This window comes from Streptomyces sp. NPDC046866, assembly GCF_040704625.1.
Taxonomy (GTDB): Bacteria; Actinomycetota; Actinomycetes; order Streptomycetales; family Streptomycetaceae; genus Streptomyces.
This window is the reverse complement of the sequence record NZ_JBEYXN010000006.1, coordinates 149495-165798: the sequence shown is the minus strand read 5'-3', so window position 1 is coordinate 165798 and position 16304 is coordinate 149495. Positions and strand designations below refer to the sequence as shown.

The window sequence follows — 16304 nt, the reverse complement described above, 5'->3', positions numbered from 1 at the left end:
ATGCTGACGGATGCCGACGGATGAGGAGGCCGGCGAACGCGGGCAGCGCCGCGGACGCCGGGACAGCCGGGACGGGGTTTACCCGGTGCCCTGCCCGGCCGGCGCGGGCGGCGGCCCGGCGGGCGGCTGCCGCTCCGGGGCGGCCCGCGTGCGCAGCCGGCGCCGGGAGGCGTATCCGGCCAGGCCGACCGCCACGAGCAGGGCGCCGCCGTTGAACAGCGGGGTGGCCCAGAACGGGGCCCCGAGCTGGCCGATCCCGGCGAGCCCGACGGCGAGCAGGCTGACGGCCACGAGCGTGCCGAGGGCATTGGCCCGTCCCGGCTTGATCGTGGTCGAGCCGAGCAGCGCCCCGACGAACGCGGGCAGCAGGTAGTCCAGGCCCACGCTCGGGTTGCCGATCTGCTGCTGCGCGGCCAGCAGCACCCCGCAGACGCCGACGACCAGGCCCGAGCCCGTGAAGGCGTACACGCAGTACCGCCGGGTGGGGATGCCGAGCATGGCGGCGGCCCGGGGATTGGAGCCGATGACGTACAGGTACCGGCCCAGCGGCAGCCGCTCCAGCACCACCCACAGGACGACGACGACCCCGAGGACGTAGCAGGCGGGCAGCGGCAGGCCGAGGAACCGCCCGTCGTACAGCCCGGTGAAGCCGGCCGGCAGGCCCTCCGGGCCCGGGACGATGCGGCTGCCGCCGGTGATCAGGCCGGTGAGCGCGTACATGATGCTGCCGGTGCCCAGGGTGGCGATGAAGGAGTCGATCCGCCCGAACTCGACCACCACGCCGTTCAGGGCGCCGACCAGAGCCCCGCCGGCGACGACCGCCAGGCAGGCGAGCGGCCAGGCCACCCCCTCGGCGACGATCAGGTGCATCACCATGACGTGCCCCAGCCCCAGCCCGTAGCCGATCGACAGGTCGAAGTTTCCGCTCGCGACGGGGATCGTCGCGCCGAGCGCGAGGAGGGCGGGGACGGACTGGTTGAGCAGGATCGAGGAGACGTTCGCCCGCGTGGGGAAGGTCGCGGGCAGGGCGAGGGAGAAGACCAGGAAGAGCAGGGCGGTGAGGGCCACGAGCCCGTACGTGCCGAGAAGGTGGCCGGAGCCGCGCCGGAGCCCCGGCAGCCGGCGGGGCGCGGGCGGTCCGGCCGTCACCGGTGCACCGCGCTTCCGGTGATCGCGGGCATGGCCGAGGCGGTGCGGGCCAGTTCGGCGGCGGTCAGGGCCGCACCGGCCAGGTCGGCGGCGACCCTCCCGCGGACGAACACCAGCGCCCGGTGGGCGAGGTCGGCGACCTCCTCGAAGTCGGAGGAGACCAGCAGCACGGCCAGGCCGGAGCCGAGCGCGTCGTCGAGGATGCGGTGGATGGCGGACTTGGCGCCGACGTCCACGCTCGCGGTCGGCTCCTCGAGGACCAGCAGGCGCAGCCGCCCCCGCAGCCACCGCCCGACGACCACCTTCTGCTGGTTGCCTCCGGACAGGCCGGCGATCGGCACCTCGCTGTTGCGCGGGTGCACCGAGAACCGCTCGATCAGGGCGGCGGCCTCGGCGCGCTCCCGCCGCGGAGCGGTCCAGTGCCCGCCCGGTACCCCGGCCGCCCGCGGGTTGGCCAGGAAGTTCTCCCGTACGGTCAGGTCGGCGGCGCAGCCCTCCTCCAGGCGGTTCCCCGCCACGAAGCCGACACCGCGGCCGAGGGCGTCGGCGACGCTGCGGGGTCGGTACGGGCGGCCGCCGAGCAGCGCCCGCCCGCCGAGGGAAGGCCCCGCCCCGGCGAGGGCGCGGCCCAGGTGGAGGTGGCCGGCTCCGGTCAGGCCCACCAGGGCGAGGACCTCGCCCGGGCGGAGCTCCAGGCTGAGGGGTGCGGTGCGTTCGGTGGCCGCGCCGTCGAGCCGGAGCACGGGCGCAGGGCCGGCGACCGCTGCGGACGGGGGGACGGCGGGGGCGGCAGCGGCCGTGCGGTGCGCGGGCGGCTCGCCCCCGACGATGTCGCGCACCAGCCGGGCGGGGCCGTACGGGGCGAGGGGCCCGTGGCTGACCACGCGGCCGTCGCGCAGCACGGCGAAGGAGTCGGCGACCCGGTGGACCTCGTCGAGCCGGTGGCTGACGTAGAGGATGCCGTGGCCGCGGTCGCGCAGCGCGTGCAGGACGTCGAAGAGCCGGGCGCAGTCCGCGGCGGGCAGGGTGGCGGTCGGCTCGTCGAGGACGACGACCTCCGCCCGCCGGGCAAGGGCCCGGGCGAGGGCGACGAGGGCGCGCTCGGCCGGGGCGAGGTCGGCGATCCGCGCGTCGGCGTCCAGGTGCCCGGCCACGGTCTCCAGGGCGTCGGCGCAGCGCTCCCGGGTCCGCTGCCAGGAGATCAGGCCGAAGCGGCGCGGGTAGCCGGTGCCCAGGGCGATGTTCTCGGCGACGGTCATCCAGTCGACCAGTCCGAGGTCTTGGTGGATGAAGGACATCGTCCGCGCGGCGGCGTCGGAGCCCAGGGGGTGCCCGGCGACCGTCACCTCGCCGGCGTCGGCGGGGTGGACGCCGGCGAGCACCTTGATCAGGGTGGACTTCCCGGCCCCGTTGGGCCCGAGGAGGGCGAGGACGCTGCCGCGCCGCAGGTCGAGGTCGACGCCGTCCAGGGCGAGGGTGCCGCCGAACCGCTTGGACAGACCGCGCACCCGCAGGAGCGGCTCCGCGCCGGGGCGCCCGGGCGGGCTCGTCGAGGGGGCGGAAGGGTCATGCACGGACGTCTCCCAGGCCGGGGCGGTTCTCGTCCGCAGCGTAGGGCGGACGCGGGGGATCCACGGGGACCTGCGGTGCACTGCCCGGCACATGGCCGCCCCTTGTGGCTCCAATGGTCCAGTGGCCGGGGCGCCGCGCCGCGGTCATGCCACCGCGTCCAGGGCGCACTCCGCCCAGATGACCTTGCCCTGCGGGGTGTGGCGGGTGCCCCAGGCCCGGGAGAGCTGGGCGACGAGGAAGAGGCCGCGGCCGCCCTCGTCCGTGCCGGCCGCCCGGCGCAGGTGCGGGGCGGTGCTGCTGCCGTCGGAGACCTCGCAGATCAGGGTGCGGTCGTGGATCAGGCGCACCCGGATGGGCTCGGCACCGTACCGGACCGCGTTGGTGACCAGCTCGCTGAGCATCAGCTCCGCGGCGAACGCCAGCTCGTCCAGGCCCCATGCGGCGAGCCGGCGGGTGGCGGCGTTGCGGACGTCGGAGACGAGAGCCGGGTCGGCGGCCAGGTCCCATGCGGCGATCCGGTCGGCGGGCAGGGCGTGCGTACGGGCCACCAGCAGGGCGATGTCGTCGCCGGGGTGCTCGGGCGCCACGGCGTCGATGACCGCCCGGCAGGTGGCCTCGGGGGCCCGGTCCGGGTGGGCCAGGGCGCGGCGCAGCCGGTCGAGCGAGACGTCGATGTCGCGTTCGCGGTCCTCGATGAGCCCGTCGGTGTAGAGCACCAGCGTGCTGCCCTCGGGCAGGCGGACCTCGGCCGTCTCGAAGGGCAGGCCGCCCAGGCCGAGGGGCGGGCCCGCGGGAAGGTCGGGGAAGGCCACGGTGCCGTCGGGGTGGACCAGCGCGGGCGGCGGGTGGCCGGCGCGGGCCATGGTGCACTGCCCCGTCGTGGGGTCGTAGACGGCGTAGAGGCAGGTGGCGCCGGCGATGCCGGAGCTGCCGATCGCGTCGTCGTGCTCCTCCCGGTCCAGCCGTACCAGGAGGTTGTCGAGGTGGGTGAGGAGCTCGTCGGGGGCCAGCTCCAGTTCGGCGAAGGTGCGGGCGGCGGTCCGCAGCCGGCCCATCGTGGCGGCGGCGTGCAGTCCGTGGCCGACGACGTCGCCGACGAGGAGGGCGACGCGGGTCCCGGAGAGCGGGATGACGTCGAACCAGTCGCCGCCAACGCCGGATTCGGCCGGCAGGTAGCAGTGGGCGACCTCGACGGCGCCCTGCTCGGGAAGGCCGCGCGGCAGGAGGCTGCGCTGCAGCGCCAGGGCGAGGGTGTGCTCGCGGGTGTAGCGGCGGGCGTTGTCGATGGACAGGGCGGCGCGGGCCGCGAGCTCCTGGGCCAGCCGGCTGTCGTCGTCCCCGAACGGGGCCGGGTCCAGGGCGCGGTAGAAGCTCGCGATGCCCAGCAGGACCCCGCGCGCGAACAGCGGGACGGAGATGAGGGAGTGCACGCCGTGGGCGAGGATCCGGTCGGTGTGCTCGCTCCCCTGGCCCATCCAGCCGGCGGCGAGCCGCAGGTCGGGCTCCAGGACGGCCTGCCCGCTGCTCAGGCAGCGCATGTGCGGGGTCTCGGGGCGGAGTTCGACCCGTCGGCCGGGCGGGTGGAACGGGCAGTCCTCGCGGATGCCGTGGACGACCGTGCGCTGCAGCTCGATCGCGGGGCCGGCGGACTCGTCGCCGCGCAGGACGGCCTCGGGGACGTCGACGGTGACGTAGTCGGCCAGCCGCGGGACCGCCACCTCGGCGAGCTCCCGGGCGGTCCGCCCCACGTCCAGGGTGGTGCCGATGCGGGAGCTCGCCTCGGCCAGCAACTCCAGGCGGCGCCGCGCCGCGACGGCGTACTTCCCCACCCCGGGCTCGCCCACGAGCACCAGCCCGCGGGCGGCGTCCTCCGCGCCGCCGCCCGGCGTGCGGGGGCGTGCGGCGGCGCGGGGCGCGGACGGCGCGGCGGCCAGGTGGTGCACCGGCGGCGGCTCGCCCGTCAGGACCGCCTCGACGACCACCCCCTCCACCCCGGCGCGGCTGGTGACGGGGTGGCTGAGGAGGGTGACCTCCCGGCCGTGGGACAGCGCGACCCCCACCGCTGCCCGCCGGTTCGAGGAGATCAGCTCGGTGGCCCGCTCCTTGAGGACCGTCTGGTCCCGGGGGTCCAGCCCGCTGTCTGCCAGCTCCTCCAGCCCGAACGGCTGCCCGTTCCCGCCGCGGCCGGCGGTTGCCACGACCCCGGTCCGGGCGCGGGCCCGGGCGTCGAGGTAGGCGTACAGCAGGCCCTGCTCCCGGGCCGAGCTCTCCTCCATCAGGCGCAGCTCGATCGTCGCGGCCGCCCGGCGGATCAGCGCGGGCAGGACCGGGTCCTGGTAGCTGTGCGGGTACCCCAAGCACAGGACGCCCACGATGTCCCCGCTGAGCCGGTCGCGGATGGGAGTGGCGGAGCAGGCGTTCGCCTGGGACCTCTCGGCGAAGTGCTCGGCCCCGTACACCTGGATCAGGCGCCGCTCGGCGAGCGCGAGGCCGATGCCGTTGGTCCCCGCGTACCGTTCGGCGAAGACGAAGCCGGGCACGCTCTGGATGGGGGGCAGAGTCCGGGCCAAGGCGGGGTCCCCGAAGCGGCGTTGGAGCACGGTGCCGTTGCCGTCGGCCAGGCACACGTTCATCTGGCTGCCCGAGAACCGGGACTGCAGCCGGTCCAGTACGGGTGCGGCGGCGTGCACGAGCCGGCTGTCCGGGTCGAAGTCGTCCCGGTAGGGGAGCTCGGTCTGGTCCGGCGAGAGGCCCAGCAGCCGACAGCGCTCCCACGAGTTCATGATGTCGCTGCGCACGCCGGCACCGACCGGCTCGCCCAGCAGGAACCGCTCACGGGAGCGTGCAGGGCCGATCGGCTCTCCCCTGACCCCCATCTGCATCACTTCCCTAGTGGGACCGTGGGCCGCGCAGGGATGATTGCGCACTGAACCAGTCCATTTGAGTATATTCCGGGGCCTCGGCGGGCCTCATCATCACCGGCTGCGCTCGCCCCGCCGCCGCCCGGTCGCGGACTCCCGGAGGTGCGTCACAGGATCGCGACCGGATTGACGGGCGACCCCGTGCCGCCCGGCACGTCGAGCGGCGCGACGACGATCATGAACTCGTACCGCCCGGCCGCCGCGCAGGCGCCGGAGAGCCCCTCCAGGTCCAGGTTGTCCAACAGGGGCACCCCCATGGCGGCCACGGCGAGGGCGTGCACGGGGGAGTGGACGCCCTCGACCGGCGAGGGGCGCAGGTCGCTGTCCCCGTCGGCGCCCAGCAGGGCGATGCCGCGCTCGGCCAGCAGCGGTACGGCGTCCACGTACAGGCCGGCGCCGGCCGCGCCGACGTCCCAGGGGCCGAGCTCCCGGCGGCGGCGGAACCGGCCGGAGCGCAGCAGCACGGCGCAGCCCTCGTCGGCCGTGGCACCGAGCGCCTGCTCCGCGGCGAGGAGGTCCGCGGCCCGCACCGCATGCCCGGGCTCCAGCCAGTCCACCCCGAGGACCGCGGGCAGGTCGAGCAGGACGCCCTTGGCGACGAAGGGGCCCAGCGCCGCCACGGACCCGAAGCGGGCGCCGCCGGCGCCGACGGCCTCGCGGGCGGGGCGACCGCCGTAGAGCCGTCCGCGGTAGGCGACGTGGGACAGGGCGTCGAGGTGGGTCACCGCCTTGCCGTGGTAGTCGACGCCGAGGAAGTCCTTGTGGGTCGCCGGCTCCGGGGCCTCCACGTCGCCGAGGTCGGACATGTAGTGCAGCGCGGGCCTGTCGTTGTCCGGCCCGGGCCGGGTGTCCCAGGGCAGCCCCAGCGGCACCGCGGTCCCGGACCGGACCAGGGCCGCGGCCCGGCGCACGTGGTCGGCGGTCACCCGGTTCCAGGCGCCGCGGTCGGCCGGGGTCCAGCGGCCCCAGGTGCGGACCGCGGCGAAGAGGGCGTCGAACTCCTCGCGGGAGACCCGGGGCGCCGGGTCGGGGGCGGGCTCGGTGCTCATCCGTACTCGGGCTCCAGGGTTCGCAGGGGCCGGCACCCGCGGCCGGCGAGGCGGCGGGGGCGGGGCCGGGTGGGTGGGCGGCCGGGTCCGGCGGATGCCCGCCGACCGCCCGTACGGTGAGTCCGATGCCCGCGGGCCCCGGGCGCCACGCGCGCCGGTCCGCCGGGTCCGCCGTACGGCCCCGGGGCTGCGCGGCGGCGGGCGGCGAGTGGCAGCGGTCGGGCCGGGCGGGGCAGGCTGTACCCATGAGGGCGCTCTACCGCTCGCTCTCCCGGCCAGGGGCCGGCCGCCACCATGCCCTGTTCCTGTTGGCGCAGTGCGTGCCCTTCGTGATCGCGCTGATCGTGCTCGGCATCGAACTCTCGCCCGCACACGTCGTGTACACCGGCCCGCTGCTGGTGGCGACCCCGGCTCTGGCCGCCGTCACCATGGGCCCCAGAGGCACCCTGGCGGCGGCGCTGTGCGCCGCCGTGGTGAGCGTCATCACCGCCACGCACAACCACGCCTGGGGCGGCCAACAGGTCTATACCAATTTCCTCGCGCTCGTGCTGGTGTCGACCGCGAGCGTGATGACGAGCAGGACCGTGCGGACCCGCCGCCGCTACGAGCTCAACCAGGTCCGCCGGATCGCCGCGGCGGCGCAGGAGGTCCTGCTGCGGCCCGTTCCGGACCGCCTCGGCCCGGTCCGGGCGGCCAGCATGTACCTGGCGGCCGAGACGGGCGCGCAGATCGGCGGCGACCTGTACGAGGCGGTGGAGACCCGCTACGGGGTGCGGATGATCGTCGGGGACGTCCGGGGCAAGGGGCTCCCCGCCGTCCGGTCGGCCGCGGTGGTGCTGGGCGCGTTCCGCGAGGCGGTGCACTACGAGGACGACCTGGTGGAGGTCATCAACCACTGCGCGGCGGCGCTCGAGCGGGACGCCGTCGCGGCGAGCGCGGAGGACGCGCCGGGCCTCCTGGAGGGCTTCGTGACGGCACTGGTGGTGCAGGTGCCGGACGGCCCCACCGTCGAGGTGGTCAACCGCGGGCACCCCCCTCCGCTGCTGCTGCGCAACGGCGAGGTCCACGCCCTGCACCCCGCGGTCCCCCTGCCGCCGCTCGGGCTGGAGGAGTTCCTCGACGGCGCGTCCGCCGGCCCGGACAGCTACACCTTCGAACGGGGGGACCGGCTGCTGCTGCACACCGACGGCGTGATCGAGGCCCGAGACGGCGAGAACGTCTTCTTCGCCCTGCCCGAGGCGATGTCGGAACTGCGGGACTGCACCCGGCAGGAGTTCCTCGAAGGACTCCACGAAGGGCTGATGCGCCACACGCACGGACGGCTGGCCGACGACGTGGCGGTGATCGTCGTCGACCGGGCCGACGACGGTGGAGGCGGCGACCCCGCGGTGTGACGATTCGCTGCTGAGGGTGAGACGTGTGATCACCGTGAGTAGCGGCGGGCGGGCCGGGGAAGGCAACCGCGTGGATCGCCGACCGCCTGGGGGGATGGGATGGGATCAGCAGCAGGCCCCGGATCAGCAGCAGGATCCGGCATGCGCGCGCCCGCGCCGGCCGTGCAGCGCCGGGCGGCGCCGGACCGGGGTCCGGTCGTCCTGGCCCTGCGCCACTACGGGCGGGAGCTGGCCCGGCTCCGGCGGTACGCGGTGCCCGCGATGCTCGGCCCCGCGCTGGGCAACATCGGCATCAACTACATCGCACCGCTGCTCGTCGCGAAGCTCGTCGCCCGCATCGCCGGTGCCGAGCAGACCACCCTGGACAGCGCCCTGCCGTACGTCCTCGGGTTCGGCGGGGTCCTGCTGCTCTCCGAGGCGATGTGGCGCCTCGGCCTCCACTGCCTGAACCGGTTGGACGCCCTGGGCATCGAGCACCTGTACGTGATCGGCATGGACGAGCTGTTCGCCCGGGACGCCGCGTTCTTCCACGACAACTTCGCCGGATCGCTCACCAAGCGGGTGCTGAGCTTCGCCTCCCGCTTCGAGGAGTTCGTCGATGCGCTGACCTTCTCGGTCATCGGCCGCTTCGCCCCGCTGCTGTTCGGCTCGGTGGTGCTGTGGCAGTACGAACCGCTGCTCGTGGTGTGGCTGCTGGCGATGATCGCGGTGACCGGGCTGTGCGTGGCGCCCCTCATCCGCCGCCGACAGGCGCTGGTCGACCGGCGCGAGGCGGCGATCGCCCGGGTCTCGGGCCATGTCGCCGACAGCATCGTGAACATGGACACGGTCCGGGCGTTCGCGGCCGAGCCGCTCGAGGCCGCCGAACACCGCTCGCGCGTTGCGGAGTCGAGGCGGCTGATGCTGAGGTCGTGGGACTACGGCAACCTCCGCATCGACACCGTGGTCGCCCCGATGTCCGTGCTCACCAACGCGGTGGGCCTGCTGATCGCCGTGGCGATCGGGCTCGGGGCCGGCGGCACGGGCGGCGGCCACGGCGTGGAGGCGGTGGTGGTGGCCTTCACGTACTTCCAGAACGCCACGCGGATCATGTTCGAGTTCAACCAGATCTACCGCCGCCTGGAGTCCTCGATGACGGAGGCCGCGCAGTTCACCGAACTGCTGCGGACCCCGCCGACCGTCCTCGACCCGCCCGAGCCCGAACCGCTGCGGCGGCAGGCCGCCGACGTGCGCTTCGAGGGCGTCGGCTTCGCCCACGCGGGCGCCGAGCCGCTCTTCGAGGGGCTCGACCTGGAGGTGCCCGGCGGGGCCAAGGTCGGTCTCGTCGGCCGCTCCGGCGGCGGCAAGACCACCCTCACCCGCCTCCTGCTGCGGATGACGGACGTCGGTGCCGGCCGGATCCTCGTCGGGGGCCAGGACATCAGCCGGTTGCGCCAGGCCGACCTGCGCAGCCTCATCGCGTACGTGCCGCAGGACCCGGCGATGTTCCACCGCACGCTGCGGGAGAACATCGCGTTCGCCCGGCCGGACGCCACCGACGCCGAGGTCCGCCGCGCGGCCGAGGCGGCGCACGTCACGGAGTTCGCCGACGCCCTGCCGGACGGCTTCGACACGCTCGTGGGCGAACGGGGCGTCAAGCTCTCCGGCGGACAGCGCCAGCGCGTCGCCCTCGCCCGGGCCATCCTGCGCGACGCGCCGATCCTGCTGCTCGACGAGGCGACCAGCGCCCTGGATTCCGAGAGCGAGATCCTCGTCCAGCAGGCGCTGTGGCAGCTCATGGAGGGCCGGACGGCGCTCGTGGTGGCGCACCGGCTGAGCACGGTCGCCGCCATGGACCGGCTCGTCGTCCTCGACCGCGGGCGGATCATCGAACAGGGCACCCACCAGGAACTGCTCGCCCTGGACGGGGCGTACGCGAAGCTGTGGCAGCACCAGTCGGGAGGCTTCCTCGACGAACGCCCCCCGCCGACCGCACACGGCTGAGCGCGACCCCCGGCCCCCGGTTGTCAGTGGCGGCAGGCACCATTCCGTACATGATCCAGACGTTTCCGCTGGCGCTGCCCGGCCCTCTCGTGGACACCCACCGCATCGACTTCACCCGCCTGTACTCCACGGGTTGGGGCGTCAGCGCCCACGACGTCGCGGCGGCCCCGAACGGGGACGTGTACGGGCTGTACCGGGTCAGCCGGTACACGAGGGGCGTGGCCGAGGGCGAACCGGACCCGGCGCGGGCCAACTTCGCCTACATCGTGATCACCCGCTACTCGGCGAACGGCGAGGTCCTGGCGAGCGCCGTGGCAGGGCGGTCGGGCCGCAACTACCTGGACGGCACCGAATCGGCCCTGGCGACCGGCCGGGACATGACCCTGTGCGTGCTGCCCGACGGCACCCTGTCCCTGAGCGCCCACCCGAACTCCACCACGCTGATCGCCCCGGACCTGAGCCGGGTCCTGGCCGCCTACGCCTCGGACGACGGCCGCCCGTTCCGGCGCCCCTACGTTCCGGGCAACCCCTTCGCCGGCTCGATCGGCGTGACGCCCTCGGGCCGTCTGCTGTGCGTCGCCTCAGAGTACGGGGTGTGGAACCACGGCAGTGCGATCCCCAACCTGGTGGGACTGGCCGACGGCGCCCTCACCCCCGGACACAAGCCGGAGATCCGCGCGTTCGCCTCCCTCGACCCGGACCCGAAGCACCAGGGCGACGTCGACGTGCAGCCCCACGTCCGCCACCGGGGCGAGCCGGTCGGCCTCACCCACCGGCCCCGGCCCGCCCTGTCCGAACTCCTCGCCGGCGAGGACCGCTCCTGGCGCTGGCACGGCGCCCGCCTCCACCGGCCCGTCCCCCTGGCCGACGACCTCTTCGTCCTGCCCGTGTACGCGCGCACCCTGCGCGGCGGCAGCCGCGGCCTCGCCTTCTCCTACACCCTCGTGGACGACCAGGGCGCCCGGGCCGGCAGCCTCCAGGGCCTGCACGCCTACCGCGACAGCCCCTTCACCGGTTTCTGCTGGAACCTCGCCTCCGATCCGCACCGCGGCCGTGCCTACCACCTCAACCGCTATGGTCTCTACGCCTGGGACCGGGCGGGAGAGCTGCGCGCCCGGCTCGACACCGCGACCAAGGCCCACCGGCCGCTGACCCGCTTCACCCTGACCGCCTGCACGCCCTCCGGCGAGCTGCTGCTCGTCCACCAGAAGCAGCACCTGGTCCTGCGGGTGCCCGTGCCGGACGACCTCGGCGAGCTCGGCGCCTCCGTCGAGCAGGCCCTCGGCGCCTACGCCAGGCAGCGGACCGCCCTGAAGAAGCGGTGGGCCCCGCAGAACTGGCACTGGACCGACCCGTCCACCCCGGTCCACCACCTCTGACGCCTTGGCCGGTGCGCGCGCCCGCTGCGGCCGCCTGCCCGGCGCGGGCCGCTCCGGCCGGCGTCACCGACCGTCGGCCGGCGGCTCGGCCGCGCCTTCGCGCGCCCGGCGCACGCGTGCGTCGGAGGCCGGGGGCTGCGCGCCCGTCCCCGTCCGCGAGGGCGCGCCGGGCGCGCGGCCGTGGTCGTCCGCCGTCCCGCCCTCGTGCTGCAGCCGCGGCCGCGGGCTCTCGGCCGGGGCGGCGGGCCCCGGCGCCTCCTCGGGCTCTGCGGGCAGTACGGCGCGCAGCGCGCGCTCGGCGTCCTCGGGGTCCGGTACGGACAGCGCCAGCCGGCTGAAGGCCGCCTCCCCGTCCAGGTCGATGCAGAGCACGGGCCCGCCGGCCCTCACGGCGACGAAGTCCCTGCCCCTGCCCCCGTCCACCCGGCGGATCCCCACGCACCGCCCCGCCCGCCACACGCCCCGCTCGGGCGCCCCGCGCAGCACCCGCCACCAGCTGGGCTCCAGGCGGACCCCGCTCAGCGCCGCCACCGGCACGCGCAGCTCCCGCAGGCGCGCAGCCGGCCACTCCCGCCAGGACAGCCGGACGACGACCTCGGCGCCCTCGACCGATATCCGCGCCATGGCTCCTCCCTCGGCCTCGACGGCGGCCCTGCGCGGTGGCCCGCGCGGCGCCTACGCGCCTACCCGCGACAGCCGCCCGGACACGCGCCGGCTCAGCCGCCGCGCGGGGTGGGCCGTACCTCGAAGCGGCGGGAGCCGGCAGAGCCGTCAGAGTCGTCGGCTCCGCCGGCCGGGCCCGGGGGCTCCTCGTACACCTCGACCGCGCGCACCTCGGCCGTCGGCGGTCCGGTACGCATCCACTGGACCATCCGTGCGACGGCGTCCTCGTCCCCCTCGAACACGGCCTCGACCTCGCCGCCGGGCAGGTTGCGCACCCAGCCGGCCACTCCCCGGTCCAGGGCCGCACTGCGGCAGCTGTCCCGGAAGAACACCCCCTGCACCCTCCCCGAGACGACCACGCGCCGGCGCATCACGGCGCCGCCCCGGGGCCGCCGGGGCCGTGTCCACGCCAGGCCATGGGCATCGTCGCCTCCTGCTGCTGCTCCGGCCTTACCACCCCTCGACCCTGCCCCGGGCCGCCCGCCCGCGCAACGCGGCCCCACCCGGACCCGCGCAAGCGGCCTCAGCCGGCGGGAGCCTCCCCGGCGGGGTCCTCCAGCGGCACCACGAGCCCGATGCTCTCCGCGGCCACGGCGATGGCGTAGTCGAAGAACGCGGCCTCGTCCCGGACGCTGTCGTGGGTGCGGCTGAAGACCTGGAAGACCAGGAGCCCGATCAGATTGCTCCAGAGCACGATGCCGCGCTCGATCAGGTCCGGGAACGGCTCCCCGGGCACACCGCCGAAGAGCTCCGCCGCCGCCGGCAGGAGCAGCGGCGGACCGGGCACCGGCCGCCGCGGCGGGGTCAGTTCACCGGCCTCCAGTGCCGACCGTACGATGCCGGCGAGCACCGCGGGGGTACGCGAGGCGGGGCCGACGGTGTCCTGCGGGGCCTCGTAGCCGGGCACGGGCGAGCCGTAGATCAGCGCGAACTCGGCCGGCTGCTCGAAGGCCCAGTGCCGCAGCGCCCGCGCGGCCGCGAGCAGCCGCGCACCCGCCGACGCCCCGGCCTGCGCGGCGGCCCGGTCGGCCTGCTCCATCGCGGCGCCGGACGCGTCGTAGGCGTCGACCACCAGCGCGGTCAGCAGGTCGTCCCGGTGGGGGAAGGCAGCCTCCACCTCGGCCTGGGCCAGACCGGCCGCCCGGGCGACGGCCTCCAGGGACAGCCCCGCGGCCCCCGCTTCCCCCAGGTGCCGACGCGCTGTCTCCTTGACGGCAGCGGCTGACCCGGCGCCGGTGTCGGTCGAACTCAGAGCGGAATGGTCCATGTTGGAACCCTACCCGCCGGCCGGCACGGCCCTCCGTGCGGCCCGACGGGTGCCCCGCGGCGCGCTCAGCGGTCGTCTCGCATGTCGTCGAGGTCCCCCTCGTGCAGGTCGTGCATCACGTCGCGCATCGTCGCGTCCTCCCGGCCGCGCTCGTGGGCGACCTCGTCCGGGGTGCGCGGCCGGCCACCGGTCTTCAGCTGCTCCGGCTCCGGCGACCGCCCGCGGATCTGCTCCTCGCGGCCCTTGCCCGGCGTCTGGCGCTTGTCGTCCATACCGCCGCCCTGCTGCCTGTCTGCCCTGTCTGCGCCCATGACGGCTCACCTCTTCGCAATCCCCCTGAGCGGCGCCTATCCGCTCCCGCGCCCCCCAAACCCGCACGGCGCCCGGGCCGCCCCGTTACCGCCGTTTACCCCCGTGGGGCCCGGGCAGGCGCCGTCACAAGGGCATTCCAGAGGGAGGAATCCATGTCCCAGAAGATCCGAGAGATCATGACCGAGCGGCTCGTCACCACCGCGGCACAGGTCTCGGTGGCCGAGGCCGCGCGCCGGATGCGCGACGAGGACATCGGCGACGTCCTCGTCGTCGACGACGGCCACATCAAGGGCGTCGTCACCGACCGCGACCTCGTCGTACGGGTCCTCGCCGAAGGCAGGGAGCCGGAGCAGACGACCGTCGCAGACGTGTGCAGCGGAGACGTCGTCACCGTCAGCCCTGACGACGACATCGAGAAGGCCGTCGAACTGATGCGCTCCCACGCGCTGCGCCGGCTTCCCGTGACCGAGAAGGACCAGCCGGTGGGCATCGTCTCACTGGGCGACCTGGCCATCGACCGCGACAGCACCTCCGCACTCGCGGACATCAGCTCGGCCGAGCCGAACACCTGAGTCCCGGCCGCACCGCCCGCCTCTCCGGCGCCGCCCTCCCCGGGCGGCGCCGGCCCATCCCTCCCGGCCGGCCCCCGGCCGGGAACGCGTGTGCCCGGGGCGCGGCTACGGTTCAGCACGACCCGTCTCACGGAGGAAGTGCACATGAACCGCTCGTCCGAGTCCTTCCGACTCCTCCCCGGCGCCGCTGCCTCGCCGGTGATCCTGCACGTGCCGCACTCCGCGCGCGCCATACCCGAGTCCGTCCGCAGCGGCATCGTGCTCGACGACCGTGCGCTCGAACGCGAGCTGGACCACATCACCGACTCCCACACCGCGGACATCGCCGCGGCGGCCGCTGCCGCCTGCGCCGTCACCCCCTGGCAGTTCGTCAACCGGTTGTCCCGGCTGGTCGTCGACCCCGAGCGGTTCCCCGACGAGCGCGAGGAGATGCTCGCCGTGGGCATGGGGGCGGTGTACACGCGCACCACCCACCGGGAGCCCCTGCGCCCGGACGGCTTCGACGGACGGCCGCTGGTCGAGCGCTACTTCCACCCGTACGCGGAGGCGATGACACGGGCCGTGGAGGACCGGCTGACCGCCGTCGGGCGCGCCGTGGTCATCGACGTGCACTCGTACCCGGCGCAGGCCCTCCCGTACGAACTGCACGGCGACGGCCCCCGGCCGCCGATCTGCCTGGGCACCGACCCCTTCCACACCCCGCCGGCCCTGCGCGCCGCGGCCGAGAAGGCCTTCGCGGGCTTCGGCGGCACCGGGCTCGACAGCCCGTTCGCCGGCACGTACGTACCCTTGCCGCACTACGGGCGCGACCGGCGCGTCGGCGCGCTGATGGTCGAGATCCGCCGCGATGTGTACATGGCCGAGCCGGGCGGGCCCGCCGGCCCCGGGCTCGACGCCCTGGCAGGAGCCCTGGCGGAACTCGTCGACGCCCTCCACGCGTAGCGGCCGGCCCGCGCGGAACGCCCTGGGAGGTCCCGGAGAGCCGCCGGCGACCCGGCCGTCGGAGGAATCGAGCCCTCCGCTCCCTGCGTGCCAGACTGCGCGGATGCCGCCCTTCGTGACCGTCGCCGCCTATGCCCCGCCCGGAGCGGGGATGCTCGCCGCCGGGATCGCCGCCGAGGTGTTCGACGCCCGGGGGCCGGGCCTGCCCGCGTTCGACTTCGCGCTGTGCACCGACCGGCCCGGCCCGGTGCGCACCGACACCGGGCTGCCGCTGGTGGCCGAGCACGGCCTGGACCGGCTGGCCGCCGCCGACCTGGTCATCACCCTGCCCTGGGCGGACTTCCGCACGCCGCCCGGCCCGGCCGTGCTCGACGCGCTGGCCGCGGCACGCGAGCGCGGAGCGCTGCTCGCGGGGCACTGCGTGGGCGCCTTCGCGCTCGCCGCGGCGGGGCTGCTCGACGGGCGGCGCGCCACCACCCACTGGCGCTTCGCCGCGCTGCTGGCCGAGCGGTACCCGGCCGTGACCGTGGAACCGGAGGCCCTGTACATCGACGAGGGGCAGGTCATCACCGGCGCCGGGGCCGCAGCCGGCTTCGACCTCTGCCTGCACCTGCTGCGCCGCGAGTACGGGGCGGCGGCGGCCAACACCATCGCCCGCGACCTGGTGCTGCCCTCGCACCGGGACGGCGGCCAGGCGCAGTACCTGGCCACGCCCGTTCCGCAGGACTGCCAGGACGAGCGGCTCGCCGAAGTGCTCGACTGGGCCCGCGCCCACCTGCACGAGCCGATGCCGGTGGCCGAGTTGGCCCGGCGCGCCCTGATGAGCAGGCGCTCCTTCGCCCGCCGCTTCGCCGCCGCGACCGGCACCACCCCGCACGCCTGGGTGCTCGGACTCCGGGTGAGCCGGGCCGAGGAACTGCTGGAGACCACGGAACTGCCGGTCGACGAGGTGGCCCGGCTGGTCGGCTTCGGCAGCGCGGCCGTGCTGCGCGCGCAGTTCGTGCGCCGACGCGGGGTGCCTCCGCGCTCGTACCGGCGTTCCTTCACCCGCCTGCCCCGCCCCGGGGCGACGGCCTGAGGCCGGCCGGGTCGGCGCAGCAG

14 protein-coding genes are annotated in these 16304 nt (G+C 75.5%); 6 read left to right on the top strand and 8 right to left on the bottom strand.

From position 1 onward, the window contains the following. Positions 1–78: 78 nt before the first annotated feature. From AB0953_RS12265 to AB0953_RS12250, 4 genes are all read right to left on the bottom strand, one after another. Positions 79–1149 (bottom strand): ABC transporter permease, encoded by a 1071-nt coding sequence (locus AB0953_RS12265; RefSeq protein WP_366859359.1) that lies wholly within the window; start codon positions 1147–1149, stop codon positions 79–81. Next, on the bottom strand, positions 1146–2723 hold the full coding sequence (locus tag AB0953_RS12260) for a sugar ABC transporter ATP-binding protein (protein ID WP_366859358.1): 1578 nt from the start codon (positions 2721–2723) through the stop codon (positions 1146–1148). Before AB0953_RS12260 ends, AB0953_RS12265 begins: the two co-directional genes overlap by 4 nt. Positions 2724–2864: 141 nt before the next feature. Continuing rightward, positions 2865–5597 carry a SpoIIE family protein phosphatase gene (locus AB0953_RS12255; protein ID WP_366859357.1) on the bottom strand — a complete coding sequence of 911 codons (2733 nt, stop codon included), beginning with the start codon at positions 5595–5597 and terminating at the stop codon, positions 2865–2867. Positions 5598–5749: 152 nt separating this feature from the next. Beyond that, entirely contained in the window at positions 5750–6691 is a 942-nt protein-coding gene (locus AB0953_RS12250; RefSeq protein ID WP_366859356.1) for a cyclase family protein, read from the bottom strand. A 245-nt stretch (positions 6692–6936) separates the two neighbouring features. Between AB0953_RS12250 and AB0953_RS12245 the strand changes: the two genes are divergently transcribed. The 3 genes from AB0953_RS12245 (at position 6937) to AB0953_RS12235 (ending at position 11447) form a co-directional block, all read left to right on the top strand. Next, positions 6937–8085: a PP2C family protein-serine/threonine phosphatase gene (locus AB0953_RS12245; RefSeq protein WP_366859355.1), complete on the top strand. Its 1149-nt coding sequence runs from the start codon at positions 6937–6939 to the stop codon at positions 8083–8085. A gap of 141 nt (positions 8086–8226) precedes the next feature. Further along, positions 8227–10068, top strand: coding sequence for an ABC transporter ATP-binding protein (locus AB0953_RS12240; RefSeq protein WP_366859354.1), 1842 nt, complete (start codon positions 8227–8229; stop codon positions 10066–10068). Between the two features lie 50 nt (positions 10069–10118). Next, positions 10119–11447 carry a hypothetical protein gene (locus AB0953_RS12235; protein ID WP_366859353.1) on the top strand — a complete coding sequence of 443 codons (1329 nt, stop codon included), beginning with the start codon at positions 10119–10121 and terminating at the stop codon, positions 11445–11447. Positions 11448–11510: 63 nt separating this feature from the next. Here the strand turns inward: AB0953_RS12235 and AB0953_RS12230 are convergent, their stop codons facing one another. The 4 genes from AB0953_RS12230 to AB0953_RS12215 form a co-directional block, all read right to left on the bottom strand. Then, complete coding sequence (locus AB0953_RS12230) at positions 11511–12071, bottom strand: hypothetical protein (protein ID WP_366859352.1); 561 nt, start codon at positions 12069–12071, stop codon at positions 11511–11513. A 92-nt stretch (positions 12072–12163) separates the two neighbouring features. After that, positions 12164–12481: an acylphosphatase gene (locus tag AB0953_RS12225; protein ID WP_366859351.1), complete on the bottom strand. Its 318-nt coding sequence runs from the start codon at positions 12479–12481 to the stop codon at positions 12164–12166. Positions 12482–12633: 152 nt separating this feature from the next. Further along, positions 12634–13377, bottom strand: coding sequence for a TetR-like C-terminal domain-containing protein (locus tag AB0953_RS12220; protein ID WP_366859350.1), 744 nt, complete (start codon positions 13375–13377; stop codon positions 12634–12636). A 65-nt stretch (positions 13378–13442) separates the two neighbouring features. Further along, the gene (locus AB0953_RS12215) at positions 13443–13688 is read right to left on the bottom strand and encodes a hypothetical protein (RefSeq protein WP_366859349.1); all 246 of its coding nucleotides are present in this window, start codon (positions 13686–13688) and stop codon (positions 13443–13445) included. Positions 13689–13841: 153 nt separating this feature from the next. On the opposite strand from AB0953_RS12215, the gene AB0953_RS12210 reads away from it, so the two are divergent. The 3 genes from AB0953_RS12210 to AB0953_RS12200 all read left to right on the top strand — a co-directional run bounded on the left by AB0953_RS12210 (position 13842) and on the right by AB0953_RS12200 (position 16281). Continuing rightward, the gene (locus tag AB0953_RS12210; RefSeq protein WP_366859348.1) at positions 13842–14261 is read left to right on the top strand and encodes a CBS domain-containing protein; all 420 of its coding nucleotides are present in this window, start codon (positions 13842–13844) and stop codon (positions 14259–14261) included. Positions 14262–14405: 144 nt separating this feature from the next. Then, entirely contained in the window at positions 14406–15203 is a 798-nt protein-coding gene (locus AB0953_RS12205; RefSeq protein WP_366859347.1) for an N-formylglutamate amidohydrolase, read from the top strand. Positions 15204–15306: 103 nt separating this feature from the next. Next, the gene (locus AB0953_RS12200) at positions 15307–16281 is read left to right on the top strand and encodes a helix-turn-helix domain-containing protein (RefSeq protein WP_366859346.1); all 975 of its coding nucleotides are present in this window, start codon (positions 15307–15309) and stop codon (positions 16279–16281) included. The last annotated feature ends 23 nt before the right edge of the window (positions 16282–16304 follow it).